Annotated in this window: 24 protein-coding genes; 15 read left to right on the plus strand and 9 right to left on the minus strand. The window is 73.2% G+C overall.

The window, feature by feature from the left end; translation table 11 throughout:
* Window positions 1-212: 212 nt before the first annotated feature.
* Together Q0967_RS11810 and Q0967_RS11815 are read left to right on the plus strand one after the other, a co-directional pair.
* Window positions 213-608, plus strand: a complete 396-nt coding sequence (locus Q0967_RS11810) for a hypothetical protein (protein ID WP_298750444.1) — start codon at window positions 213-215, stop codon at window positions 606-608.
* A gap of 13 nt (window positions 609-621) precedes the next feature.
* The gene (locus tag Q0967_RS11815) at window positions 622-987 is read left to right on the plus strand and encodes a 2TM domain-containing protein (protein ID WP_298750446.1); all 366 of its coding nucleotides are present in this window, start codon (window positions 622-624) and stop codon (window positions 985-987) included.
* 20 nt (window positions 988-1,007) lie between these two features.
* Here the strand turns inward: Q0967_RS11815 and Q0967_RS11820 are convergent, their stop codons facing one another.
* The gene (locus Q0967_RS11820) at window positions 1,008-2,693 is read right to left on the minus strand and encodes a ribonuclease J (RefSeq protein WP_298750448.1); all 1,686 of its coding nucleotides are present in this window, start codon (window positions 2,691-2,693) and stop codon (window positions 1,008-1,010) included.
* Between the two features lie 106 nt (window positions 2,694-2,799).
* Here Q0967_RS11820 and Q0967_RS11825 point away from each other — a divergent pair, with 106 nt between their 5' ends.
* Genes Q0967_RS11825 through Q0967_RS11835 form a run of 3 tightly spaced genes read left to right on the plus strand, consistent with a single transcriptional unit; the run spans window position 2,800 to window position 6,582 of the window.
* The gene (locus tag Q0967_RS11825) at window positions 2,800-3,621 is read left to right on the plus strand and encodes a thymidylate synthase (protein WP_298750450.1); all 822 of its coding nucleotides are present in this window, start codon (window positions 2,800-2,802) and stop codon (window positions 3,619-3,621) included.
* Window positions 3,618-4,601: a dihydrofolate reductase gene (locus tag Q0967_RS11830; protein ID WP_298750453.1), complete on the plus strand. Its 984-nt coding sequence runs from the start codon at window positions 3,618-3,620 to the stop codon at window positions 4,599-4,601. Before Q0967_RS11825 ends, Q0967_RS11830 begins: the two co-directional genes overlap by 4 nt.
* Before the next feature lie 46 nt (window positions 4,602-4,647).
* Window positions 4,648-6,582 (plus strand): S9 family peptidase, encoded by a 1,935-nt coding sequence (locus Q0967_RS11835; protein ID WP_298750455.1) that lies wholly within the window; start codon window positions 4,648-4,650, stop codon window positions 6,580-6,582.
* Window positions 6,583-6,624: 42 nt separating this feature from the next.
* On the opposite strand, the gene Q0967_RS11840 is transcribed toward Q0967_RS11835, so the two are convergent.
* The 7 genes from Q0967_RS11840 to Q0967_RS11870 form a co-directional block, all read right to left on the minus strand.
* On the minus strand, window positions 6,625-8,565 hold the full coding sequence (locus tag Q0967_RS11840) for a GNAT family N-acetyltransferase (RefSeq protein WP_298750456.1): 1,941 nt from the start codon (window positions 8,563-8,565) through the stop codon (window positions 6,625-6,627).
* Complete coding sequence (locus tag Q0967_RS11845) at window positions 8,562-9,161, minus strand: hypothetical protein (protein ID WP_298750458.1); 600 nt, start codon at window positions 9,159-9,161, stop codon at window positions 8,562-8,564. Before Q0967_RS11845 ends, Q0967_RS11840 begins: the two co-directional genes overlap by 4 nt.
* Before the next feature lie 53 nt (window positions 9,162-9,214).
* Window positions 9,215-9,373, minus strand: coding sequence for a hypothetical protein (locus Q0967_RS11850; RefSeq protein WP_298750460.1), 159 nt, complete (start codon window positions 9,371-9,373; stop codon window positions 9,215-9,217).
* Window positions 9,374-9,416: 43 nt separating this feature from the next.
* A complete protein-coding gene (locus tag Q0967_RS11855) occupies window positions 9,417-10,769 on the minus strand; it encodes a hypothetical protein (RefSeq protein WP_298750463.1) in 1,353 nt (450 codons plus the stop codon).
* A 134-nt stretch (window positions 10,770-10,903) separates the two neighbouring features.
* A complete protein-coding gene (locus tag Q0967_RS11860) occupies window positions 10,904-11,116 on the minus strand; it encodes a hypothetical protein (RefSeq protein WP_298750465.1) in 213 nt (70 codons plus the stop codon).
* A 26-nt stretch (window positions 11,117-11,142) separates the two neighbouring features.
* Entirely contained in the window at window positions 11,143-12,708 is a 1,566-nt protein-coding gene (locus Q0967_RS11865; protein ID WP_298750467.1) for an acyl-CoA carboxylase subunit beta, read from the minus strand.
* Between the two features lie 47 nt (window positions 12,709-12,755).
* Window positions 12,756-13,940 carry an acyl-CoA dehydrogenase family protein gene (locus Q0967_RS11870; protein WP_298750470.1) on the minus strand — a complete coding sequence of 395 codons (1,185 nt, stop codon included), beginning with the start codon at window positions 13,938-13,940 and terminating at the stop codon, window positions 12,756-12,758.
* Window positions 13,941-14,071: 131 nt separating this feature from the next.
* On the opposite strand from Q0967_RS11870, the gene Q0967_RS11875 reads away from it, so the two are divergent.
* Both Q0967_RS11875 and Q0967_RS11880 read left to right on the plus strand, forming a co-directional pair.
* Window positions 14,072-14,458, plus strand: coding sequence for a MerR family DNA-binding transcriptional regulator (locus tag Q0967_RS11875; protein ID WP_083518565.1), 387 nt, complete (start codon window positions 14,072-14,074; stop codon window positions 14,456-14,458).
* Window positions 14,459-14,543: 85 nt separating this feature from the next.
* Window positions 14,544-16,322 (plus strand): biotin carboxylase N-terminal domain-containing protein, encoded by a 1,779-nt coding sequence (locus tag Q0967_RS11880; protein ID WP_298750477.1) that lies wholly within the window; start codon window positions 14,544-14,546, stop codon window positions 16,320-16,322.
* Between the two features lie 196 nt (window positions 16,323-16,518).
* Here Q0967_RS11880 and Q0967_RS11885 read toward each other — a convergent pair whose 3' ends face one another.
* Complete coding sequence (locus Q0967_RS11885) at window positions 16,519-17,985, minus strand: NAD(P)H-quinone dehydrogenase (RefSeq protein ID WP_299450266.1); 1,467 nt, start codon at window positions 17,983-17,985, stop codon at window positions 16,519-16,521.
* 31 nt (window positions 17,986-18,016) lie between these two features.
* On the opposite strand from Q0967_RS11885, the gene Q0967_RS11890 reads away from it, so the two are divergent.
* The 8 genes from Q0967_RS11890 (at window position 18,017) to Q0967_RS11925 (ending at window position 26,091) form a co-directional block, all read left to right on the plus strand.
* Entirely contained in the window at window positions 18,017-18,850 is an 834-nt protein-coding gene (locus tag Q0967_RS11890) for a purine-nucleoside phosphorylase (RefSeq protein ID WP_298750482.1), read from the plus strand.
* Between the two features lie 80 nt (window positions 18,851-18,930).
* A complete protein-coding gene (locus Q0967_RS11895) occupies window positions 18,931-20,619 on the plus strand; it encodes a phospho-sugar mutase (RefSeq protein WP_298750483.1) in 1,689 nt (562 codons plus the stop codon).
* 46 nt (window positions 20,620-20,665) lie between these two features.
* A complete protein-coding gene (locus tag Q0967_RS11900) occupies window positions 20,666-21,277 on the plus strand; it encodes a hypothetical protein (protein ID WP_298750485.1) in 612 nt (203 codons plus the stop codon).
* A 51-nt stretch (window positions 21,278-21,328) separates the two neighbouring features.
* Entirely contained in the window at window positions 21,329-21,985 is a 657-nt protein-coding gene (locus tag Q0967_RS11905; protein WP_298750487.1) for a uridine kinase, read from the plus strand.
* Window positions 21,982-23,106 (plus strand): hypothetical protein, encoded by a 1,125-nt coding sequence (locus Q0967_RS11910; protein ID WP_298750489.1) that lies wholly within the window; start codon window positions 21,982-21,984, stop codon window positions 23,104-23,106. The genes Q0967_RS11905 and Q0967_RS11910 overlap by 4 nt, the downstream gene beginning before the upstream one ends.
* 23 nt (window positions 23,107-23,129) lie before the next feature.
* The gene (locus tag Q0967_RS11915) at window positions 23,130-23,816 is read left to right on the plus strand and encodes a DUF4129 domain-containing protein (RefSeq protein ID WP_298750491.1); all 687 of its coding nucleotides are present in this window, start codon (window positions 23,130-23,132) and stop codon (window positions 23,814-23,816) included.
* Window positions 23,813-25,084, plus strand: a complete 1,272-nt coding sequence (locus Q0967_RS11920; RefSeq protein ID WP_298750493.1) for a DUF4350 domain-containing protein — start codon at window positions 23,813-23,815, stop codon at window positions 25,082-25,084. Before Q0967_RS11915 ends, Q0967_RS11920 begins: the two co-directional genes overlap by 4 nt.
* Entirely contained in the window at window positions 25,081-26,091 is a 1,011-nt protein-coding gene (locus Q0967_RS11925; protein WP_298750496.1) for a MoxR family ATPase, read from the plus strand. The genes Q0967_RS11920 and Q0967_RS11925 overlap by 4 nt, the downstream gene beginning before the upstream one ends.
* Window positions 26,092-26,100: the final 9 nt, after the last annotated feature.

Genomic DNA, 26,100 nt, shown 5'->3' on the forward strand with positions numbered 1-26,100 from the left:
GCCGGCTCGGGTCGAGGTCACAGTCTTGGCCACGGTCGCACGGTACCCAATGGTCACCGTCGTCACACGGGTCCCACGCCGTCCACCGCCCGACCCGGCTCGCCGTCCGCGTCGTGACGGGGCACCCGGCCACCTCCTGACAGGTGTCACGCCCCTCGGGACGCCGCGACGTCTAGCGTCGAGGCATACCGTCCGACCAGCGAGGAGCTGCCATGACCATCCCGGTGCAGGGCCGACCCGGCCCGTTCGACACGACCGGTGCGACGGGCGCCCCGCCCCCGCTGCCCACGCCCGGGACGGGGGGCGTGGAGGAGGTGCCCGTGCGGCCCGTGCGAGCGCACGTACCCGGCCTGCCCGGACCCGGCGGGTTCCCGGTGCCCCCGGGCGTCGCCCGGTGCGGTCCGCACGGTCGTGGCGACCTGTCCGCCAGCCGGGACCGGGTCGTGCGGGCGGTGGCGCTCATCGGGCTGCTCGTCGCCGTCTGGGCGGTCAGCGGCGGCGGGCACTTCTGGCCGGCGTGGGTCATGATCGGCTGGGGGGCGTTCCTGGTGCCCGACATCATGCGCATCCTCGACGGCCGAGGGGGTCGTGGCCGTGGCCCCTGCTGAGTACGCTGGAACGGTGAGCCAGCTACCGCAGGGACCGCAGGACCCGGTCGAGGGGGGCGTCCCGCTGCAGCCCTACCGGCCGCACGCCGAGCTCGACCCCGAGATGCGCGAACGGGCGCTGCAGCGCCTGCAGCAGCGCAAGGAGTTCGCCCAGCACCTGTCGGTCTACCTCATCGTCATGACGCTGCTGACCGCCATCTGGCTGGTGTCCGGGATGGGCTACTACTGGCCCGTCTGGCCGATGATGGGCTGGGGCGTCGGCGTCGCCATCCACGCCACCACGCTGCGTCTGGACCGCGAGCCCACCGAGGCGCAGATCGCCGAGGAAGCCGCCCGCCTGCGTCGGCGGCTCGGCCGCCCCGACCACCCCGAGGACTGACCGCCGCCGACCGACCCGGGTCAGGCGTCGATGACGATGGGGATGATCATCGGCCGACGGCGCAGCTTGTTGCCGACGAACGACCCGACCGTGCGCCGGATGACCTGCTGCAGCTGGTAGCTGTCCTGGGTACCGGTGCGCTGGGCCTCCTCGAGCGCCGCGACCAGCTTCGGGCGGACCCGCTCGAAGACGTCCTCGCCCTCGGCGAAGCCGCGGGTCTGGATCTCGGGCCCGGCCGCGATCGCCCCCGAGGAGGCGTCCCGGACGAGGATGATGGTGACGAAGCCCTCGTCGCGCAGGATCCTGCGGTCCTTGAGCATCGTCTCGTCCGCGGCGCCGACGAGCGAGCCGTCGACGTAGACGTAGCCGCAGTCGACGGCGCCCGCGATGCGGACCTTGCCGTCGACGAGGTCCACGACGACGCCGTCCTCGGCGATGACGACGTTGTCGTGGGGCACACCCGTCTGGACGGCCAGGTCGGCGTTGGCCACCATGTGCCGCCACTCGCCGTGGACGGGCAGGACGTTGCGCGGGCGCACGATGTTGTAGCAGTAGAGCAGCTCGCCGGCGCTGGCGTGCCCGGAGACGTGCACCAGCGCGTTCTCCTTGTGCACGACGTCCGCCCCGCGGCGGGTCAGCCCGTTGATGACGCGGTAGACGGCGTTCTCGTTGCCGGGGATGAGCGAGGAGGCGAGCAGCACGGTGTCGCCCTCGCCGACGTCGATCTTGTGGTCGCCACCGGCCATGCGGGACAGGGCGGCCATGGGCTCGCCCTGCGAGCCGGTGCAGACGAGCACCTGCTGGTCGTCGGGCAGCCGGGTCAGCCGGTTGAGGTCGACGAGCACGCCGTCCGGGATGCGCAGGTAGCCCAGGTCGGCCGCGATGCCCATGTTGCGGATCATCGAGCGTCCGACCATGGCCACCTTGCGGCCCGACTCCTCGGCCGCGTCGAGCACCTGCTGCACGCGGTGCACGTGGGAGGAGAAGCAGGCGACGATGATCCGTCGCGAGGCGTTGTGGAAGACCCGCTCGATGGCCGGGGCGATCTGCCGCTCGGGGGTCGTGAAGCCCGGCACGTGGGCGTTGGTCGAGTCGGTCATGAAGAGGTCGACGCCCTCCTCCCCCAACCGGGCGAAGGCGCGCAGGTCGGTGATCCGCCCGTCCAGCGGCAGCTGGTCCATCTTGAAGTCGCCGGTGTGCAGGATCGTGCCGCCGGAGGTGCGGACGAAGACCGCGAGGGCGTCCGGGATCGAGTGGTTGACGGCGACGAACTCGCAGTCGAAGGGGCCGAGCTGCTCGCGACCGCCCTCCCTCACGCCCAGCGTGAGCGGGGTGATCTTGTGCTCCTTGAGCTTGGCCTCGATGAGCGCGAGGGTCAGCTGGGAGCCGACCAGCGGGATGTCGGGCTTGAGCCGCAGGAGGTAGGGGACGGCGCCGATGTGGTCCTCGTGGCCGTGCGTCAGCACGATGGCGACGATGTCGTCCAGCCGGTCCTCGATGGCGGTGAAGTCGGGGAGGATGAGGTCGATCCCGGGATGGTGCTCCTCGGGGAAGAGCACGCCGCAGTCGATGACCAGCAGCTTGCCGCGGTGCTCGATGACGGCCATGTTGCGGCCCACCTCACCGAGCCCCCCGAGCGGGATGACGCGGACGCCCCCGTCCGGGAGGGGCGGGGGCGCGGACAGCTCGGGATGGGGGTGGCTCATGGCGCACCAGGATATCTCCCGGAGCGGCCTCCGACCCTCCTGGCGTCGGCCCTGCGGTGCTGCCGTCCGCGCCCGCCTGTCGGGGCGCGCCTCTAGAGTGGGCGGCATGCAGGCATACCTCGACCTCCTGGAGCGGATCCGCACCGAGGGGGTGCGCAAGGAGGACCGCACCGGCACCGGCACCCTGTCGGTCTTCGGCCACCAGATGCGCTTCGACCTCACCGAGGGCTTTCCGGCGCTGACCACCAAGAAGCTGCACCTGCGCTCCATCGTCGGCGAGCTCATCTGGTTCCTGCGCGGTGACACCAACGTGCGGTGGCTGCAGGAGCGCCGCATCACCATCTGGGACGAGTGGGCCGACGAGCACGGTGACCTCGGCCCCGTCTACGGGCACCAGTGGCGCTCCTGGCCGGCCCCCGACGGGGGGACCATCGACCAGATCCAGCGGCTCGTCGACGGCCTGCGGACCGCCCCCGACTCGCGGCGCCACGTCGTCAGCGCCTGGAACGTCGCCGACGTCGACCGGATGGCGCTGCCGCCGTGCCACACCATGTTCCAGTTCTACGTCGCGCCGGCGGCGGCCGACGACCCCGACCGGCGGGGCTGGCTGTCCTGCCAGCTCTACCAGCGCAGCGCCGACACCTTCCTCGGCGTGCCGTTCAACATCGCCTCCTACGCCCTGCTGACCCATCTGGTGGCACAGGTCACCGACCTGCGGGCCAAGGACTTCGTGCACACCCTCGGTGACGCGCACCTCTACCTCAACCACCTCGACCAGGCCGCCGAGCAGCTCACCCGCACCCCGGGGCCGCTGCCGACCCTGTGGCTCAACCCCGAGGTCCGCGAGATCGACGCCTTCGAGATCGAGGACGTCGAGGTCCGCGACTACGTCGCCGCCCCCACGATCAAGGCACCGATCGCCGTATGACGCACGGCCCGGTGCAGCACCCCCCGGACGGGCGCCTGGTGCCCGCGACCTACGTCGTCCTGCAGCGCGAGGGCTCGCACGGCACCGAGGTGCTGCTGCAGCTGCGCCGCGGCACCCCGTTCATGGACGGCTGGTGGGCGTGCGGCGCGGCCGGCCACGTCGAGGCCGGTGAGTCCTTCCCGCAGGCGGGGGTCCGCGAGGCCCGGGAGGAGCTGGGGGTGACCCTGCACGCCGCCGACCTGCACCACGTCGCGACCGTCCACCGGACCTGCGCCCTCCCCGACCCGGTCGAGCAGCGGGTCGACGTGTTCGTCACCACCAGCTCGTGGGAGGGCGAACCGCACGTCGCCGAGGCCCACCGGGCGGCTGAGCTGCGGTGGTGGCCGCTGGACGCCCTGCCGGACGGCGTCGTTCCGCACGAGCGCCGGGCGCTGGACGCCCTGCGGGAGGGCCGCACCGGCGCGCTGCTGGTGCACGGGTTCGAGCAGTCGCTGACGCTGGTGGCGGCGGTCGGCCGCAACGGGGTCATCGGGGACGGGTCCGCGATGCCGTGGCACCTGCCGGCCGACCTGCGCTTCTTCAAGGAGACGACGACGGGCGGGGTCCTCCTCATGGGCCGCGGCACCTGGGACTCCATCGGCCGGGCCCTGCCCGGCCGGCGGACGGTCGTGGTCACCCGCCGACGGGGGTGGTCGGCGGAGGGCGCCCAGGTCGCGCACTCCCTGGCCGAGGCCCTGCTCGTCGCCGGCGACACGGAGGTGTTCGTCGTCGGTGGCGGGGAGATCTACGCGCAGACGATCGAGCACGCCAGCCGGCTGGTCCTCACCGAGGTGGACCTCGAGCCGGAGGGCGTCACCCGGTTCCCCGAGGTCGACCCGGCCGTGTGGCAGGAGGTGTCCCGCGAGCCCGGCCCCGGGGACGACGCGATCGGCGCGTGGGTGGTCCTGGAGCGCCGCGGCGCGCCGACCCGGATGCGCTGAGCCACCGGGGGACGACGCCGGGAGCGTCCGTCGTAAGGTCGAGGACGTGAAGCCCTCAGACCTGACCGCGATCCGCACCCTGTCCTCCCCCACCGTGCGGCCGGACGGTGGCGACGTCGTCGTCGCCGTCAGCAGGCCGGACACCGAGGACAACCGCTACCGCTCCAGCCTGTGGCGCCTCGACGTGACCCAGGAGGGCGCCGAGCCGGTCCGCCTGACGAGCAGCACCCGCGACTCCGCCCCCCGCTACTCCCCCGACGGCCGCATGCTGGCGTTCCTGCGCGCCGGCGAGGACGGGCCGGCCCAGCTGCACGTCATGCGCGCGGACGGGGGTGACGCCCGCGTCCTCACCGAGCAGAAGCTCGGCGTGAGCAGCTTCGACTGGTCGCCGGAGAGCACCCACCTGGCGTATGCCGCGCGGGTCCCCGAGGACGGCCGCTACGGCACAGACGACGACATCAAGCCTGACCAGGAGGCCCCGCGCCTCATCAGCCACAGCACCTACCTCGCCGACGGCCTGGGCTACGTGCTGGACCGGCCCAGCTCCATCTTCGTGCTGGACCTCACCGACCTCCCCGACGGGGACGCGGCCGACGCCGACGAGGTCCCCACCAGCACCCGGCTCACCCAGGGCGGGGGCGACGACACCGAGCCACGGTTCATGCACGGCGGCACCCGGATCGCCTTCCTCGCCTCGCGGGACCGACGGGGCGCCTGGGTCCCGGACACCCTGGTCCGTGACGTCTGCTCGGTGGACCTGCGCGGCAAGGGCTTTCGTCGGCACACCGACGGCACCGGCAGCGTCGCCAGCGTGACGGTGGGCACCGACGGCACCGCGGTCTACGGCGCGAACGACCTGGGCAGCTCGCGGCAGGACTTCGTCGCCCGCAACGCCGTGCTACGGCGGCTCGACGGTCCCGGCGTCGCCCTGACCGACGCCGAGGCCGACCACCTCGCCTGCGCCCCGGTCATCACCGCGGACGGCAGCGTCGTGGGGGCCTTCGAGCACCGCGGGGACACCGTGGTCCGCCAGGTCGGCTCGGGGGACGTCCTGCTCGACGGACACGTGTCGGTGTCCGCGCTGGCGACCGGGGGCGACCTGGTGGTCGCCGTCGCCGGCACGCGCACGTCATACTCCGAGCTGTTCGTCGGCCGGCTCGGCGAGACGCTCACCCGGCGCACGGACTTCGGTCGCCACCTCAGGGATGCGGCCGCCCCGATCGAGCCGGAGGAGCTGTCGGCGTCGGCGAACGACGGCTACCCGGTGCACGGCTGGCTCTTCCGCCCCACCTCCCGGCCGCGTCGCAAGGTGGGCCACCCGGTGGTCCTCATGATCCACGGCGGTCCCTACACGCAGTACTCCGGCAACCTCTTCGACGAGGCGCAGGTCCTCGCCGGGGCGGGGTATGCCGTGGTCATGGGCAACCCGCGCGGCGGCTCCGGCTACGGCGCCGAGCACGGGCGGTCGGTCAAGGAGGCGATCGGCACGGTCGACGTCGCCGACCTCACCGCACTCCTCGACCACGCGCTGACCCTCCCCGGGCTCGACGCCTCGCGCGTCGGGGTGCAGGGCGGGTCCTACGGCGGCCTCATGACGACGTGGCTCATCGGTCACTCCGACCGGTTCACCGCCGCCATCAGCGAGCGCGCGGTCAATGCGTGGGACTCCTTCGCCGGCACGAGCGACATCGGGTGGTTCTTCGCCGACGAGTACGCCGGCGCCCGCCAGCACGAGCAGTCGCCGCTGACCTGGGCCGACAGCATCACCACGCCGACGCTCATCATCCACTCCGAGCGCGACTTCCGCTGCCCGCTCGAGCAGGGGCAACGGCTCTTCGCCCGGCTGCGCCGCAACGGCGTGCACACCCAGCTGCTCGTCTTCCCCGGCGAGGGCCACGAGCTGACCCGCAGCGGGCAGCCGCGGCACCGTCAGCAGCGCTTCGAGCACATCCTCACCTGGTGGGACCAGCACCTGCGCTGAGCCGGCGGCCGTGCGCCCACCGCACGCGGGCGGGCGGTGCCCTCAGTCCAGCTCGGGTCCGTGCACCCGCTCCTCCGGGGTGCGGTGGTGGTAGGTGACGAGCTCACTGACGCTGCGCCGGCCGATGGCATACCGGCCCTGCTCCGGCTCGAAGAGGCGGTACTCCGCGAGGGCGGCCTTCTTGACCGCCCGGGCCCGCTCGTCCAGCACGACGCGCTCGGCCCGCTCGTCGAGGACCTGCGGGACGGGGAGGAAGAACTTCGCGTCACCGACCAGCCCGAGCCGGTGGGCCCGCCGCAGCGCGCGGCCGGCCGTCGCGTGGTCGGGGTGCGGGTCGAGGTAGCTCATCGTCCGGTGCGCCGCTCCGGGTCGACGTCGGGCGTGCCGGCGGATGACGGCCAGGACGGAGTCCTCGGTGATGCCGCCGTCGGGCAGCCCCACCCGGTGCACGTCGCGACGGTCGACCCCGAGCCGGGCGACCGCGGCGGTGAACTCGCGGTCGCGTGCCGCGACGAACTCGTCGAGCCCGATCTCCCGGCCCAGCCGTCGCCGCAGGCTGTGGATGGCCTGCGACCCCTCCCCCGGGGTGAGCAGCACGATCACGTGCCGCCGGTCCGGCTCGGAGGCGATGGCCCCGCCCATGAAGATCGACTCGTCGTCCGGGTGGGGGACGTACCAGACCGTCACCGCCCGGGTCAGCCGTCGGGTGCGCGCGACCCGCTTGGCCTGCTGCGCCGCGGGCTCGGGCATGCGCGCGATGGCGGCTCGGACGCCTCGGCGCACGGTCCGTCGCCACGGCGGCTGCCCGTCGTCGGCGGGCGCTAGGGACGACGACGACGCCGGCGACGGCGAGGGTGAGGGCGAAGGCGGGCGCGCCGTCCCCGCTGCCGGGGCCGGCGTCACGGCCCGGGTCGCGGCGGAGGTCGTCGCCACCGGCGCCGGCTTCGCGGCCGGGGGCCGGGGTGGCTTGAGCAGGTAGCGGTAGGTGGGTCGCTGGTGCGGGGTCCACTCGAACTTCCACGGGTACTTCCCCGCGCCCAGGTCGAACTCGTCGGCCAGGTCGTGCTCGGTCACGTGCTCGAGGATCGCCAGCTGGAGCACCTTGCCCATCCGGTAGCGCTCGAACTCGGGCAGGTAGGCGCTGTTCCAGGACAGCAGCCGGCGGCCGTCGCGGAAGACGGTGCGGTAGGCCAGCACGCGACCGGTCGCCGGGTCCTCGCCGTCGAGGAACGCGAAGGTCAGCGCGTCGTCGGTCGTGGTGAACACCTGACGGATGTGCTCGGTCCGCCGGTCGTCGTCGTAGAGCGAGTGCCGCTCGGAGCGGGCGTGGGTCTCGATGAGGTGGTTCTTCTCCGCGCGGTGCACCTCGGCGATCCGGTCGAGGATGCCGTGCTCGTCGGCGGTGAAGGTGTGCAGGTGCACGTCGTGCTCGCGGCGCAGCTTGCGGAGGTACTTGCCGGTGTGCGACGGCGCGGACCAGGGTCCGCGCAGGTCGATCCAGGGGTTCTCGATGAGGAAGGCGAGCCGCCGGTGGTGGACCTGGGAGGTGCGGACGTGCCACGCGAACGCCGACTCCGACGGTATGCCGGTCAGCTGCACGACCTGCGCCTCGCCGTCGTCCACGACGCGGTCCAGCTCGGCGAAGACGTGGCCCGAGATCGTCTGCGGGCTGGCCACCGACGGACCGTCGGCGTGGAGCACGGACAGGTAGTCGCCGTGGGACGCCCAGCGCAGGACCGTCACCGGCTCCCCCTCCCGCTTCTCGGGACGGAAGGCGAACGGCCCCACCCCGACGAGCTGGCCCTCCTGACGCACCAGCACCACGTGCAACCGGTAGCCCGGGGCGTGCCGGTAGCTGGCCCACCAGGCGGAGACGAAGCGGTGGCTCGTGTAGTAGGACTCCCCCGGCCGCTCCAGCGCCTCCCACTCCTCGCGCAGCGCGGCCAGGTCCTCGGTGGTCCGGCAGATCGACGTCTCGATCATCGGGCGGGGATCTCCACCCAGGTCGGGAAGGTGAGCGTGCGTCCGCGGTCCTTGAGGAAGACGTGCTGGCGGGTGCGCCGGGCTCCGAACACGGCATACGAGGCGCGGGACGCCTTGTTCTTGCGGGAGATCATCGTCACCCCCCGCACCTTGCCCTCCTCGGCGAGGATCTCCAGCCGCCGGGCGATGGAGAAGGCGTGCAGGCCGCGTCGCCGGTGGGCGACGAAGACGTGGTCGTCCCAGAAGTACGCCTCGCGCGCGGAGACCCGCAGCCGCAGGTGGATCCGGGCGTTCTCGGTGTCGCCGTAGGTGAGGTGGCAGTAGCCGCACGGCTCACCGTGCTCGTCGCGGATGACGAGGGTGCGGTCGGCGGGGTGCTGCAACCGCTCCACGAGCATCCGGTGCTTGCGCTCGTTGAGGTCGTCGGGGTAGTCGCGCCGCATCTGGTCCAGCACGGCCTCGGTGGCGTCCTCCAGGGTCCGGGACGGCTCGGGCGCCGGCCCCGGTCCCTGGACGGGGAACACGTAGGTGTCCAGCACCTCGCGCTTGCGCCAGGACTGCTGCCACGACGCGGGGAGCAGGGACGTCAGCGGCATGCCGGTCATGCTAGTCGACACCCCGGGCGGGGCCGTGGACTCCGTCCAGCGCCTCAGGTCCTCAGGTGCCCCGGCAGCCGGTCGAGCACGTCGTTCCAGCCCTGCTCGTAGGCGCCGGCGTGCTCGGTGGAGGTATGCCGCACGGTCACCTCGGTCCCGACGCCTACCGCGAGAGACGTGATGCGCAGGTGCCCGCCCTGGCGGACGTCCACCTAGTACGTGGTGTCTTCTGCCCGTCCCGTCTCGGCCGGGCCGTCAGTCCTGACCGACCCCTGGGTCGTCGTCATCATCCTGGGACGAGAGCGCGGAGGAGGACAACTCGGGTGGCGCCACCCGGTCGACCTCCGGGTCCCGCAGCCGCGGCGGCTTGGCCGACCACGGCTTGAGATGCTGCACCACGGCGCCGTAGAACAGGTCGACCCCGTCCACGACGCTGTCGATGAAGGCTCCCTGACCCCGACCCCTCTTCGTGCCCAACGACACGGAGTGGGTGATGCGGAAGCTCTTGATCTCCCGCTTGGAATCTCCTGCCAGGAGCTCAGGGCTCTCGCGCGCCGATGCCAGGAGCTCAGCCGTACCTGGTCCCCTGGAGCTCACGAAGAAGGCCTCGACGCGAAGGTCGTCCGGGGCATCCTTCAACTGTCTGATCAACCAGTTGACCCGGGTCTTGCTTCGACCTTCCTGAGGCGCCGGCAGATCCACCGAGCACTCCACGACCCCGGACCTGAGATCGGCGGTGATGGAGAGGGGCGACACCGTGTCTGGAATGCGGACCGCTCCGCGCAGCTTTCCCTCGTCCACCAGACGGTCCAAGAGGTCCTGTGCCCGGACAGCAGGATTGGGCTGCTCACGACGCGACCGCACATGGATGACGTCAGCCCCCAACTGTCGCCCGAGCCGGAGACTGACATAGCGGAGGAGGGCATCGAACTTCGCCACGATCTCCGGGCCACCCTTGTCTGCCGGACGAAGCGTGCCGGCCTTCACGGCTTGGCGGATGCCGACCCAGTCCCCACCCATGTCGTCGAACTCCAGGGCGCCCGAACGCGGATGCTCGAGATACCTGATCAGCTCGCCCAGGATCCAGGCCTGCTCCGGATCCGAGACACCGCGATGCTCCTTCTGCACGACCGCGGTGGACAGGAGGTAGGTCCAAGACCAGTGGTGGATGTCGACCTTCCGCAGCTTGCGCCGGTCGATCTTCGTCGGATGCTCGCCCCAGGCCACCGGGATCTCGTTGCTGATGGTGATGAGTGTGTCAAAACCATAGCTCCGGCAGATATCCAGGTAGCGGTCGAGCTGGTCCGCCCCGAGCTGGTTGCGTCCTGTCTTCACCTCCACCAGGGCGGTCCACGATGTCTTTCCCCTCGTGACTCGGATCAGCCCGTCCGGGTACCACTTCTTGTCACCCATCTGGAAGGGCGCCTCGATATAGGTGGACACCGTCCCCGCCGGCGCTCCTACGGACTTCAGCAGTCCACGGGAGAAGTCCGGGACCGCCCCCATGACCGCCAGCAGCGCGGAGGTGGCTCGCCTTTCCTGTTCCTCCGCGCCGGAGATTCCTGAGGTCGGAATGAGTCGTGCTTCGTTCCAGCTCTCAACAGACATACGTTCCTTCGACTTCCTCGTCGGGAATGCTGGACGCCATCGAGGCTACCCATCAGTCACGTGAACGGCAGCGCGAGGAAGTCAGGACCCTGACCCGACCCGAAGGGTGAGCGGTGCCGGGCACCGCGCATGCCTCATCTCCCCGAGGAACGGCGACCCAGGAGATAGCTGCCGACGGCGAGCAACGCAGCACCGAGGCATATGGCGATCGGCCCCATGACGTCGGCCCAGGAGAAGACCTGGTAGGGCTCGATCTCCAGGTCACCGAACCACCCGAAGGACACCGGGCGGTTGAGGAGCGCGACCAGGCCGACGACGACGCCGGCCGCCCCTGCCAGAGCCAGCACGAGGGGAAGCGCACCCCGCCGAGCCATCAGACCGGGGGGATGCTGCGGTGACGGGTGGAGAAGTGCCGGTCCCGGCGCGCGGCATACCGGAGCCGGTGCACGACCTCGGCGCGCAGGTCCTCGGGCTCGGTGATGGCGTCGATGACGAGGTCGGAGGCGAGCCGCTCCAGGTCGACGTCCTCGAGGTACTCGGCGCGGCGGGCCTCGATGAAGTCCTGCCGCTCCTGCGGGTCCGCGATCTCGGCGATCTTGTTGGCGTAGACCGCGTTGACGGCGGCCTCCGGCCCCATGACCGCGATCCGGGCGGTGGGCAGCGCGATGGTCGCCTCGGGACCGAACCCGGGCCCGCCCATGGCGTAGAGCCCGGCGCCGTAGGCCTTGCGCAGCACGATGCACAGCTGCGGCACCGTCGCCTCGGACACCGCCGAGACCATCTTGGCGCCGTGCCGGATGATCCCGCCGCGCTCGACCTCCGAGCCGATCATGAAGCCGGGCACGTCGGCGAGGTAGAGCAGCGGGATGCCGTAGGCGTCGCATAACCAGATGAAGCGCGCGGCCTTGTCGGCCGAGTCGGTGAACAGCACGCCGCCCTTGACCGCCGAGTTGTTGGCGAGGATGCCCACGGTCTGGCCGTCGACCCGCCCGAGCCCCACCACGAGCTCGGCGGCGAACAGCGGCTTGACCTCGAAGAAGCTGTCGTCGTCGACGAGCCCGTCGATGACGTCGTGGACGTCGAAGGGCACGGACTCCGACTCCGGCACGGTATGCCGCTGCAACGGCCGCGCAGGCTCCTCGGCCTCGTAGGCGGGGACGGGGGCGCGCCACGACTCGGGCAGGTAGGAGAAGAAGTGCCGGGCGAGCTCGATCGCCTCGGTGTCGTCGGCGGCGAGCAGGTCCCCGACCCCGGAGACGGTGCAGTGCATGCGCGCGCCGCCCATCTCCTCCAGCGAGACCTTCTCCCCCACGACCATCTCGGCCATCCGGGGGCTGCCGAGGTACATCGAGGCGTTGCCCTCGACCATGATGATGAGGTCGGTGAAGCTCGGGATGTAGGCGCCGCCGGCCGCGCTCGGCCCGAAGAGGCAGCAGATCTGCGGCACCTTCCCGGAGAGCGCGACCTGGTTGTGGAAGATCCGCCCCGCGCCGCGCCGGCCGGGGAAGAGGTCGACCTGGTCGGTGATGCGGGCGCCGGCTGAGTCGACGAACCAGAAGATCGGCAGCTCCTCGCGCAGCGCCGCCTCGGTCGCCCGGATGATCTTCTCGACGGTGCGCGCTCCCCACGACCCGGCCTTGACCGTGGGGTCGTTCGCGACGACGATCGCCGCCCGCCCGTCCACCTCACCCCGACCGGTGACGACGCCGTCCGCCGGGAGCGTCCCCGCGGTCGCGTGGGCATACCGGCCGTCCTCGACGAAGGTGCCCTCGTCGAAGAGCAGGGCGATGCGCTCCCTGACGTAGAGCTTGTTCTGGGAGTCCAGCTTGGCGCGGGCCCGCTCGCTCGGCTCCGCCGAGGCACGGTATGCCGTGCCCAGCCGGTCGCGGAGGTCGGCGACCCGGGGGTCGCCGGGGGTGTCGGCCTCGCTGCTGCTCATCAACGTCCGTCCTCTTCTGTGCTGGCGTCCGGCGAGGGGGTCCTGGCTCAGCGGGCGGGCAGGCCCAGACCGCGGGCGATGACCATGCGCTGGACCTCCGAGGTGCCCTCGCCGATCTCCAGGATCTTGGCGTCGCGGTAGAAGCGGGCGACGGGGTACTCCTCCATGAAGCCGTTGCCGCCGAAGACCTGGGTGGCGATGCGGGTGGCGCTCACCGCGGCCTCGGTGGAGTAGAGCTTGGCGATGGCGGCGGCCTGCTTGACCTCGGCCACCCCGCGCCGCCCGGCCTCCTGCTCGTCCTTGAGCCATGCGGCCTTGTAGGTCAGCAGCCGGGCCGCCTCGACCATGACGGCCAGGTCGGAGATCTGGAACGAGACGCCCTGGTTGACCGCGATCGGCCGCCCGAAGGCCTGCCGCTGCTGGCTGTAGGCCGTGCACTCCTCGAGCATCCGCTGGGCGCAGCCGACGGCGAGCGCCGAGATCGCGACGCGGCCGTCGTCCAGCGTCTTGAGGAACTGCCGGAAACCCTGGCCGCGCTCTCCGAGCAGGTTGTCCTCCGGCACCCGGCACCCCTCGAAGGTGAGCCCGTGCGTGTCGGAGATGTGCCAGCCGAGCTTGCGGTAGGCCGGCTCCACGACGAAGCCGTCGGTGCCCGCGGGGACCATGATGGCGCTGATCTCGGGTCGCCCGTCCGCGGTCTCGCCGGTCTTGGCGGTGACCGTGACGACCGACGTCAGGGCGGTCCCCGAGTTGGTGATGAAGGCCTTCGCCCCGTCGACGACCCAGTGGCCGTCCTCGAGCCGCGCCTTGGTGCGGCTGGCCCCGGCGTCGGAGCCGGCGTCCGGTTCGGTGAGGCCGAAGCCGGCCAGCGCGCGACCGGCCAGCAGGTCCGGGAGGTAGGTCTCCTTCTGCTCCTGGGTGCCGAAGGACAGGATCGGGTTGATGCCCAGGCCGACGCCGGCCGACAGGGTGATGCCGATCGACTGGTCGATCCGGCCCAGCTCCTCGATCGCCAGGCAGGTGTAGGTGAAGCCGCCGTGCTCGGTGCCCGCGCCGCCGAACTCCTCGGGGGCGTTGAGGCCGAACAGGCCGAGCTCGCCCATCTGGGGGATGAGGTCCTCCGGGAAGGTCGAGTCCTTGTCCCACTGCTCGACGTGGGGGGCGATCTCACCCTCGGCGAACTCGCGGACCAGGCCGCGGAACTCCTCGTGGTCCTCGGTCAGTTCGAACATCGGTGTCCGCATCCTTGCTCGCCTCGACGGTGGCGACGGGGACTCCCGCCGACGTCCTCACCATCCTGCTTGACGTTGACGCCAAGGTCAAGCAGGATGGTCGCGACGACCTTGACGTTAGGACAAGCACCGTGACCGACACCACGACGACGTGGACCATCGCGCAGATGGCCGACGACTACGACGTCACCCACCGGGCGCTGCGGCACTACGAGCACCTCGGGCTGCTGGCCCCGGACCGCGAGGGGCAGCGCCGGATCTACCACCGTCGCGAGCGGACCCGCCTCGCGCTCATCCTGCGGGGCCGCCGGCTCGGCTTCTCCCTCGAGGAGATCGCCACGATCCTCGACATGTACGACGACCAGCCCGGCGAGGTCGGCCAGCTGCGCTACCTGCTGTCGCAGATCGGCGACCGACGCGCGGACCTCGAGCGCCGGCGTCGCGACATCGAGGACAGCCTGCGCGAGCTCGACGAGCTGGAGCAGCGCTGCGCAGAGGACGTCGCGCGCCTGTCGTGACCCTCCCGGGCCTCCCGCCGGGGGCCGCGACCGGGCCGTGCCGCCTGGCCGCGAGCGGCATACCTCTCCGGCTAGGGTGACCCCCATGCCGATCAGCAAGGTCCTCATTGCCAACCGGGGCGAGATCGCCGTGCGCATCGCCCGTGCCTGCAGCGACGCAGGCCTGGGCTCCGTCGCGGTCTACGCCGACCCCGACCGCGACGCGCTGCACGTCAAGGTCGCCGACGAGGCGTACTCCCTGGGCGGCACGACCCCCGGCGAGTCCTACCTGGTGCAGGACAAGCTGCTGGACGTCGCCCGCCAGGCCGGGGCGGACGCGGTGCACCCGGGCTACGGCTTCCTCGCCGAGAACGCCTCCTTCGCCCAGGCCGTCATGGACGCCGGGCTCACCTGGATCGGCCCCTCCCCCGAGGCCATCGACGCGCTCGGTGACAAGGTCAAGGCCCGGCACATCGCGCTGGAGGCCGAGGCACCGCTCGTCCCCGGCACCACCGACCCCGTCGCCGGTCCCGAGGAGGTCGTGGCCTTCGCCGAGGAGCACGGGCTGCCGGTCGCCATCAAGGCGGCGTACGGCGGCGGCGGCCGCGGGCTCAAGGTGGCCCGCACGATGGAGGAGATCCCCGACCTCTTCGACTCCGCGGTCCGGGAGGCGGTCACCGCCTTCGGGCGCGGCGAGTGCTTCGTCGAGCGCTTCCTCGACCGGCCCCGGCACGTCGAGACCCAGTGCCTGGCCGACCAGCACGGCAACGTCGTGGTCGTCTCGACGCGGGACTGCTCGTTGCAGCGGCGCAACCAGAAGCTCGTCGAGGAGGCCCCGGCGCCGTTCCTCACCGAGGAGCAGCACGCGGAGCTGGTGCGGGCCAGCAAGGCGATCCTGCAGAGGGCGGGCTACGTCGGTGCCGGCACCTGCGAGTTCCTCGTCGGGCCCGAGGGCGACATCTCCTTCCTCGAGGTCAACACCCGCCTGCAGGTCGAGCACCCGGTGACCGAGGAGGTCACCGGGGTCGACCTCGTCCGCGAGCAGTTCCGGATCGCCGACGGCGAGGAGCTGGGCTACGACGACCCGGAGCCGGTGGCGCACTCCTTTGAGTTCCGGCTCAACGCCGAGGACGCCGGCCGCGAGTTCCTCCCGGCGCCGGGCACGGCCACGGTCTTCCGCCCGCCCTCGGGCCCAGGGGTGCGCCTCGACTCCGGCGTCGTCGAGGGCGACACCGTGGCGGGCGCGTTCGACTCGATGCTGGCCAAGCTCATCGTCACCGGGCGCACCCGCCAGCAGGCCCTGGAGCGCTCACGCCGGGCGCTCGCGGAGTTCGAGCTGGAGGGTATGCCGACCGTGCTCGCCTTCCACCGCGCCGTGGTCTCCGACCCTGCCTTCGCCCCGGAAGACCCCGAGGCGCCCTTCACCGTGCACACGCGCTGGATCGAGACCGACTTCGACAACCAGATCGAGGCATACTCCGGCCCGACCGCGGACGCCCCGGAGGAGACCGAGCGTCAGACCGTGGTCGTCGAGGTCGGTGGCCAGCGCCTCGAGGTGTCCCTCCCCGCCGGGCTCGCCCTCGGTGGTGGCGGGGGCGGCGCGGCGGCCGGCGGCCGCAAGAAGGCCCCCAAGCGCTCGCGTGGCGGAGGCGGCGGCGCGGCCGTGTCCGGCGACGCCGTGACGGCCCCCATGCAGGGGACCATCGTCAAGATCGCCGTCGAGGACGGCCAGTCCCTGGCCGAGGGCGACGTCGTCGTGGTGCTCGAGGCGATGAAGATGGAGCAGCCCATCAAGGCGCACAAGGCCGGCACGGTCAGCGGCCTGTCGGCCGCCGTCGGCGACACCGTCACGACCGGTGCCGTCATCTGCGAGCTCACCGACTGACCCCTTCCCGACCTGACCGGGCCCGCCCCGACGGCCGCCCTCCCGACAACCCGACCGGGCACATCTCATACCACCGGGCGCACCTCATACCACCGAGCGTCGTGAATGGTTGCCGTCAGTGGCCGACACCAACCATTCGCGGCGCCCGGTCGCCCTCAGGGCAACCATTCGCGGCGCCCGGTCGTATGAGGGTGGGTCAGTCGGCGATCTCGTGCAGCTGGCGGGCGGCCTCGGACAACGAGCCGCTCATCGAGGGGTAGACCGTGAAGGTCGCCGAGAACTGGTCGACGTTGAGGCGGTTCGCGACGGCCAGCGCGATGGGGAAGATCAGCTCGCTGGCGCGGGGCGCCACGACGACACCCCCGACGATGGTCGCGCTGCCGCTGCGGGCGAAGAGCTTGACGAAGCCGTCCTGGAGGTTCTGCATCTTGGCGCGCGGGTTCTTGGTCAGCGGCAGCATGACCGCGCGCGCGTCGACCCGGCCCTCGTCGACGTCGGCCTGGCTCACCCCGACCGTGGCGATCTCGGGGTCGGTGAAGATGTTGGAGCTGACCTTGCCCAGGGACAGCGGCGCGACCGCGTCGCCGAGGGAGTGCGCGACCGCGATCCGGCCCTGCATGGCGGCGATGGAGGCGAGCGGGAAGACGCCCGTGCAGTCGCCCGCGGCATACACCCCGGCGGCGCTGGTGCGGGAGACCCGGTCGACCTCGACGTGCCCCGAGCGGCTCAGCCGCACCCCGGCCTCTTCCAGCCCCATGTCCGTGGTGTTGGGGATCGAGCCGACGGCCAGCAGCGCGTGGCTGCCCTCCACCTCACGGCCGTCCTCCAGGGTGACGACGACCCCCTCGCCCTCGCGGCGGACGGCCCCGGCGCGCGAGCGGTTGAGCACCGTCATCCCGCGGCGGCGGAAGACCTCCTCGACGACGTTGGCGGCGTCGGCGTCCTCGCCCGGCAGCACCCGGTCCCGCGAGGAGATGAGGGTCACCCGGCACCCGAGCCCGAGGTAGGCGTGGGCCAGCTCGGCGCCGGTGACGCCGGAGCCGATGACGACGAGGTGCTCGGGCAGCTCGGCGAGGTTCCAGATCTGCTGCCAGGTGAGGATCCGCTCTCCGTCCGGCTGCGCCGACTCGAGCACCCGCGGACGCGCCCCGGTCGAGACGAGGATGACGTCGGCCTCCAGCTCCCGGCGGGTGTGCTCGTGGTCGCAGTCCTCGTCGTGCGGGGCCGGCTCCTCCCCCGACAGCACGTCGTCGACGCCCTCGAGCACCTGCACCCGGCCCGCGCCCAGCAGGCTCCCGGCGCCCTGGATGACCTCGACGCCCGCGGACTCCAGACGCTCCCCGATGTCCCTGCTCTGCGCCCGGGCGAGGTCCATGATCCGGCTGTTGACGTCGGTGATGTGGGCGGTCACGCCCTGGTCACCGGGCACCTGGGCCCCGTCGAAGTGGACGCCGATGCGCTTGGCCGCGCTGAAGCGGTCCATGAAGTCGGCGGTGGCGATGAGGGCCTTGCTGGGGACGCAGTCGGTGAGCACCGCGGCACCCCCCAGCCCGGAGCGCTCGACCACCGTGACCTCCGAGCCGAGCTGGGCGGCGGCCAGGGCGGCCTCGTAGCCACCGGGACCTCCCCCGATGACGACGACGGACTTGTTGGCGGCACTCACGTGCCCATCAAACCATCGCTACCCTGACCCGATGACTACTGGTGCTCCTCCCGACCTCGACGACCCGGCCACCGACCCCCTGGAGGTGGCGGCGGCCGCGGCTGACGTCATCGCCCGCCGGACCGGCGCGGACCGGCACGACATCGCCCTGGTGCTGGGCAGCGGGTGGAAGCCGGCGGCGGACGCGCTGGGCCGCGCCGACGCCGAGGTCGACCACGCCGACGTGCCCGGTTTCGCCGCCGCCGCCGTGGCCGGGCACTCGGGCACGATGCGGTCCATCCCGCTGAGCAGCGGCCGCCGCGCCCTCGTCTACGGCACGCGCACCCACTTCTACGAGGGCAAGGGGGTCCGCTCGGTGGTGCACGCGGTGCGCACCGCCGCCGCCGCCGGGTGCTCCACCATCGTGCTCACCAACGGCTGCGGCGGGCTGCGCCCCGAGTGGGCGCCCGGCACCCCGGTGCTCATCAAGGACCACCTCAACCTCACGGCCACCTCGCCCATCGAGGGTGCGAACTTCGTGGACCTCACCGACCTCTACTCCACCCGGCTGCGCGACCTCGCCCGCGAGGTCGACCCGGACCTGGACGAGGGCGTCTACGTGCAGTTCCCCGGACCCCACTACGAGACGCCGGCCGAGGTCCAGATGGCCAAGGTGCTGGGCGGCGACCTCGTCGGTATGTCGACCGCCCTGGAGGCGATCGCGGCCCGACAGGCAGGCCTCGAGGTGCTCGGCGTCTCCCTCGTCACCAATGCGGCGGCCGGGATCAGCGAGGCGCCGCTGGACCACCAGGAGGTCATCGACGCCGGGACCGCCGCGGCCCAGCGCTGCGGCGAGCTGCTGGCCCGCATCGTCGAGCGCATCTGACCGACCGCACGCGCGGCCGGACCGCACCAGGCAGCACCGACACCACCGCAACCCCATCCACCGCTTCGCGAGGAGTGAGCATGAGCGAGACCGACGACCTGGTGACCACCGCCAGGTCCTGGCTGGACGACGACCCCGACCCCGCGACCCGGGCCGAGCTCGACGCCGTCCTTCAGGCCGTCGAGGCAGGTGACGACGAGGCGCGCGCCGACCTGGCCGACCGCTTCTCCGCCTTCCTGGAGTTCGGCACCGCCGGGCTGCGCGGCGAGCTCGGCGCCGGCCCGAACCGGATGAACCGCGCGGTGGTCATCCGCACGGCCGCCGGGCTGACGGCATACCTGCGGGCACAGCTCGAGGCGGCCGGCGACGCCACCCCGGGGCCGGCGGTCGTCATCGGCTTCGACGCCCGGCGCAACTCCGACGTCTTCGCCCGCGACACCGCGGCCGTCGTCACCGCGGCCGGGGGCCGGGCCATGGTGCTTCCGCACCCGTTGCCGACGCCGGTGCTGGCGTTCGCCATCCGGCACCTGGGCGCCGACGCCGGGGTCATGGTCACCGCCAGCCACAACCCGCCGCAGGACAACGGCTACAAGGTCTACCTCGGCGACGGCTCCCAGATCGTCCCGCCCGCGGACGCCGAGATCGCCGCGCAGATCGCCGCGGTCGAGAGCGTCGCCGGGGTCCCGCTGGCGGACGACGGCTGGCAGACGCTGGACGAGGAGGTGCTCGAGGCCTACCTCGACCGCGCGGTCGCGGTGCTCGACCCCGGCAGCCCGCGGGACCTGTCCATCGTCCACACCGCCCTGCACGGCGTGGGGTCCGAGGTCGTCCGTCGGGCCTTCGAGCGGGCGGGCTTCGCGCCGCCGGCACCGGTCCCGAGCCAGTCCGAGCCCGACCCCGGCTTCCCCACGGTCCCCTTCCCCAACCCCGAGGAGCCCGGCGCCATCGACGCCGCTCTCGAGCTGGCCGCTCAGGTCCGTCCCGACCTGGTGATCGCCAACGACCCGGACGCCGACCGGTGCGCCCTCGCCGTCGAGGACGAGGACGGGTGGCGGATGCTGCGCGGCGACGAGGTGGGCGCCCTGCTCGGGCAGCACGTCATCGACCGCGGTCGGGTCGGGGGCGAGCGCCGCGTCCTGGCCCGTTCCATCGTCTCCTCGCGCCTGCTGGGCGCGATGGCGCAGGCGGCCGGGCTGGAGCCGGCCGAGACGCTCACCGGCTTCAAGTGGATCGGTCGCGTGCCCGGGCTCGCCTACGGCTACGAGGAGGCCCTCGGCTACTGCGTCGACCCGGCCTCGGTCCCGGACAAGGACGGCGTAACGGCCGCTCTCCTGGCCGCCGAGCTGGCGGCGACGCTGAAGGCCCAGGGACGGACCCTCACCGACCTCCTGGACGAGCTGGCCGTGCGCCACGGCGTCCACCAGACCGACGCCTTCTCGGTGCGGGTCAGCGACCTCGCGCAGATCCCGCCGGTGATGGCGCGGCTGCGCGAGCAGCCCCCGGCCGAGCTGGGCGGGGTCCCCGTCGAACGCCTCGACGACCTCGCCGACGGGGTCGACGGGCTCCCCCCGACCGACGGTCTGCGCCTCCTGCTCTCCGATGACACCCGGGTCGTCGTGCGGCCCAGCGGCACCGAGCCCAAGCTCAAGGTCTATCTCGAGGCGGTCGTCGGGGTCGAGGACCCGGCGGGCCTCGCGCCGGCCCGCGAGGAGGCCGGGCGCAGGCTGCACAGGGTGCGCGAGAGTATGCAGCAGCTGACCGAGGTCTGAGCCGACCCGGGCCACCCGTGGTCCGGAGGGAGAGGAAGGAGCACCCATGGCAGCGGCGGACGCGACCCTGCGCGGTGAGGTCCTGGGCACCTACCGGGCCCTGCCCGCCCGGGTGCTGGGCTGGGTGATGGTGGGCTGCGCGGGCATCCTCGCGGCCCTCACCGTCTGGGACGTGCTCTCCGGCCACCGGGACGGCGCGTTGGGCGCCGTCGCGCTCGTGGTGGGCGTCGCCGCGGCCGCGTGGGTGCTCTTCCTGCGTCCGCGCGCGGTGCTGCACGCGGACGGCGTGCTCCTGGTCAACGTCGTGCGGGACACCGCGGTGCCGTTCGCGGCGGTCGACGAGGTCACCCACCAGTGGGCGCTGGAGCTGCACGACACCGAGGGCCGGCGGCACAGCGCCTGGGCGGTGCCGGCGAAGCGGGAGCGGACCCGCCCGACCCGGCTGGACGACTACGCCGGCACGACCCGTCGGCGTGGCGACGGGGGCACCACCGCCCAGACCGTCGCCGACGAGGTCCAGCGGGCGCTGCACCGCTGGCGGCTCGACGGCGGCCAGCTCGAGCAGGCGGCCACCGGGGTGACGAGCACGCCCGCCCGGCCCGCGCTCGCGGTGCTGGCCCTCGCGGTCCTCCTGGCGTTGCTCGCCGTGCTGCTCTGAGCGCAGGTCCCCGGCGGCGGCTCCCGGGACCGCGACCTAGACTGTCCCCCCATGGACCCGGCCCCCGCCCCCGCCCGTGTCCTCGTGCTCGCCGGCCCCAGCGGGGCCGGCAAGTCCAGGCTCGCCGCGCACCTGCACTCGACCCACGGCTGGCCGGTGGTGCAGCTGGACGACTTCTACCGCGAGGGCACCGACCCGGACCTGCCGATGAGCCCCCTGGGGCTGCCCGACTGGGACCACGTCGACTCGTGGGACCTCGACGCCGCGCTGGGAGCGCTCGAGCAGCTGTGCCGGGCCGGCACGGCCCAGATGCCGGTCTACGACATCAGCCGCTCGGCCGTGAGCGGGACCCACGAGGTGAGCCGGGGGCGGCACGCCGTCGTCGTGGCGGAGGGCATCTTCGCCGCCCACACCACGGCCGGCCTGCGCTCGCGCGGGCTGCTGGCGGACGCCTGGTGCATCCGCAACCGGCCCTGGGTCACCTTCGGCCGCCGCCTGGCCCGTGACCTGGCCGAACGTCGCAAGCCGCCGCTGACCCTCTGGCGGCGCGGCCACGTCCTGCGACGGGCCGAGCCGGGTATCGTGGCCGCCCAGGAGGAGCTGGGCGCGCGCGCCATGACCGCGCGAGAGGCACAGCTGCTCGCCCGGGGGCTGACCGCGTCGTCGGGCCCGCGCACGTCGTCGATCTATCGAGGAGCAGGGGGATGACCCAGCCACCCTTCGGGCCGCCGCCCGGAGACACCGGGCGCGGCGAGCCGTCGTCGGCTCCCCCGCCCATCCCGCAGGCCCCGCCGGGACAGTCCGTGGGTGGGTCACCGCAGTGGCAGCAGCCGCCCGGCGGGAGCGCGCCGCGGCAGGACGGCCCCGGGCCGACGCGCTGGCAGCAGCTGCCGCCCGAGCAGCTCACCCGTCTGCACCGGCCCGGCGTCGTACCCCTGCGTCCGCTGACCCTCGGCGACATGTTCGGCGGGTCGCTGCAGACGATGCGGCGCAACCCCGAGGCGACGATCGGGATGGGCCTCCTCGTGCTCTCCGTCGTGCTCGTCCCCTCGCTCCTGCTGACCCTGCTCGCGACCCGCTCGGTCTCCTCGGTGGACCAGCTGGGGGCCGAGCTCATCCTGCTCCTCGTGGGAGGTCTCCTCAGCTCGCTGGCCTCGATCGCCCTCACCGGGATGATCGTGCACGTCGTCGGCGAGGCCGTCCTGGGCGACCGGGCCAGCCTGGCCTCGACCTGGGCCGCGGTGCGCGGGCGCCTGCTCGCCCTCGTCGGCACCGTGCTGCTGCTGCTCGTCCTCTTCACGGCGGCCCTCGTCGCCCTGGTCGCCGCGGTCGTCGGCCTGGTGGTCGGTCTGGGCGAGTCGGGCCTGGCCATCCTCCTGGTCGTGCTCCTGTCGGTCGCCTTCGTGGTGGGCCTGGTCTGGGCGGGCTGCCGGCTCAGCCTCGCCCCCGCTCCGGTCGTGCTGGAACGCGTGGGTCCGTGGCGCGGGATCGTCCGCGCCTGGACCCTCACCAAGGGCGCCCAGGGCTGGCGCGTCGTCGGCATCACCGTGCTCGCCGGGATCGTCACAGGCATCCTGGCCGCGATCGTCCAGCTGCCCGTCGTGGCCGTGGTCTCCGCGCTGGTCGGCCCGGAGGTGGTCACCTCCCCCCTGAGCCCGGTCACCGTCCTCACCGACCACGCGCTGCAGCTCGTGGTCGGGGCGCTCACCATCCCGTTCACCGCCGGGGTGACCGCCCTGCTCTACCTCGACCAGCGGATCCGGCGCGAGGGTCTGGACGTCTCGCTCGTCGGGGCCGCCCAGGAGCGCGCCGCGACCCGGTCCCGCTGAGTCCGGCCGGCCCAGGTATGCCCGTGCCCGCCCTGCGCACCCCGCACCTCGCGGCTCCCGCCCAGGGGGCGGTGGACCCGGACCGCGACGAGGCGCGTCGGTGGCTCCAGGAGGAGCTGGAGTCCGGCGACTACCGGCTCGAGGAGCCCTGGTGGCTCCGCCTCTGGCGGTGGGTCACCGACCGCCTGCCGGACCCGGCGGCCCTGGGCCCCCTCCCCCCGTGGACGACCTGGGTCGTCCTGGCCGCGGTCGGCGTCGCCGTGCTCGCCGTCGCGCTCTTCGTCACGCGGGACCGGTGGCGGACGGGACGGCTGGCCCCCGCGGGGCGGACGGGGGCCGTGCTGGACGGCCGACGCCGGTCCGCGGCGGACTACCGCCGCGCCGCACGCGCGGCCCTGCAGGCAGGGCGGGCCGACGAGGCCGTGCTGGAGGCCTACCGGGCCATCGCGGCCGGCGCGACCGAGCGCACCCTGCTGGAGGACCGTCCCGGCCGCACCGCGCACGAGGTCGCGGTCGAGCTGGGACACGTCTTCGCCCGCCACGCCGAGCAGCTGCGGCGCGCCGGGGACACCTTCGACGCCGTCCGCTACGGGGGCCACCGGGTCGACACCGACCAGGCCCGGGCGGTCGTCGACCTCGACGCGACGCTCGACGCGGCCCGCCCCGAGCTGCCCGGTGAGCGGCGCCCTCCGCTGGCGGTCCCCTCGTGAGGGCCGTGCGCCGGTGGGCGCCCTGGGTGCTGCTCGTCCTGGTCGTGGCCGTGGTGGCCGCCCTCCTCAGCACGCCTCGCTCCGGCGAGCCGCTCAGCCCGGCCAACAACGGCCCCGACGGCGCCCAGGCGCTGGCCGAGGTGCTGCGCCAGGAGGGGGTGGACGTCGAGCTCGTCGCGGGCACCGCGGGCCTCGACCCGTCCTCGCTCGGCCCGGAGACCACCCTCCTGCTCCCGCACACCCGCTACCTCGGCCCCGAGACGGGTCCGGACCTCGTGGCCGGCCTCGCGGACGTGGACCAGCTCGTGGTGCTCGCCGACGGCACCGGCGAGGTGGGCGCCTCGCTCGGGCTGGACGTCGAGGAGTCGTGGGGGGCGGGCATACCGGTGGCCGCCGACTGCTCCGCGCCGTTCGCGCGGGAGGGGGACCAGCTCGTGGGCTGGGACGTCCTGCTGGCCGCCGGGTCGCAGGACCGGCCCGCGACCACGGCGTGCTTCCCCCCGGGTGCGGGGCACAACCTGGGCGGGGCCCGTGAGGGGGCCGTGCTCGTGCTGGAGCAGGACGGGTCGCGTCCGCGCACCGTGCTGGCCGGCATCGGCCCGACGTGGACCAACGCCCGCATCACCGAGGGAGCCAACGCCGCGGTGGCGCTGCGGCTGCTGGGCGGCAGCGACCGCCTCGTCTGGGTGCAGCCGCAACCCTCCGACCTGGGGCTGGAGGCGGGCGGCTCGCTGTGGGACGTGCTCCCCCGGAGCCTCACGCCGGCGCTGTGGGTCGTCGGGGGTGGGGTGCTCGCCCTCGCCCTCTGGCGGGGCCGCCGCCTGGGCGCCGTCGTGACCGAGCCCCTGCCCGCCGTCGTCCGCTCGACCGAGACCACCGTGAGCCGGGCGCGGCTCTACCACCAGGCCCACGACAGCCGGCACGCCGCCCGCGCGGTCCAGTCCGGGGCCCGACGACGGCTCGCCCCGCTGCTGGGGCTGCCGACCACCACCGGGGCCGACCGCCTCGCCGAGGTGGTCGGCAGGGTGAGCGGGCGCCCGCTGGACCAGGTCCGCCACCTGCTGCTGGACCCGGGGGCCGCGCACGACGACGCGGGGCTGCTCGTGCTGGTGCGCGAGATCCACGCGCTGGAGGACGAGCTGCGTCGCCCGGGCGGCCCAGTCGCCACCGAGCCGGGCTACCCCGCCGACTACCCTGACCAGGGGGGCTCCGCACCCGCCGCGCAGCGCCCCGGAACCAGCACCAGCACGGCCGAGAGGACACGATGACCGAGCAGCCACCCCCGGGCCGGGAGAACCCCGACCGACCGGCGACGCCCCCCGACGCCGAGGCCGCGCGGGAGGCCCTGCAGGCCGTCCGGACCGAGGTCGCCAAGGCCGTCGTGGGCCAGGACCAGGCCGTCTCCGGGCTCATCGTGGCGCTGCTGGCCCGTGGGCACATCCTGCTCGAGGGGGTGCCCGGCGTCGCCAAGACGCTGCTCGTCCGCACCCTGGCGACCGCGCTGTCGATCGACACCAAGCGGGTGCAGTTCACCCCCGACCTCATGCCCGGCGACGTCACCGGCTCGATGATCTACGACAGCGGCCGCGGCGAGTTCACGTTCCGCCCCGGCCCGGTCTTCACGAACCTGCTGCTCGCCGACGAGATCAACCGCACCCCGCCCAAGACGCAGTCCTCGCTGCTCGAGGCCATGGAGGAGCGGCAGGTGACCGTGGACGGCACGTCCCGGGCGCTGCCCTCCCCCTTCCTCGTCGCCGCGACCCAGAACCCGGTGGAGTACGAGGGCACCTACCCGCTGCCCGAGGCCCAGCTCGACCGGTTCCTCATGAAGGTCACCCTCCCGCTGCCCCCGCGCGAGGACGAGGTGCAGGTGCTCGAGCGGCACGCCTCCGGCTTCGACCCCCGCGACCTCGGCGCCGCCGGGGTGCGGGCCGTCGCCTCCCCGCACGACCTGCAGGCCGCCTCCGCCGCGGTCCGCGGCGTGCAGGTCTCCCCCGAGGTCGTGGGGTATGTCGTCGACCTCGCCCGCGCGACCCGCGAGGCTCCCTCCCTCCAGCTCGGCGTCAGCCCCCGCGGCGCGACGGCCCTGCTGAGCACGGCGCGGGCGTGGGCCTGGCTGTCCGGCCGTGGCTTCGTCACGCCGGACGACGTGAAGGCGCTCGCCCGGGCGACGCTCGGGCACCGCGTGGCCCTGCGCCCCGAGGCCGAGCTCGAGGGTGTGACCGGCGACTCGGTGCTGGAGTCCGTGCTGTCCAGCGTCCCGGTCCCCCGCTGAGCCGCCCCG

This window comes from uncultured Serinicoccus sp., assembly GCF_947500995.1.
Lineage (GTDB): Bacteria > Actinomycetota > Actinomycetes > Actinomycetales > Dermatophilaceae > Ornithinicoccus.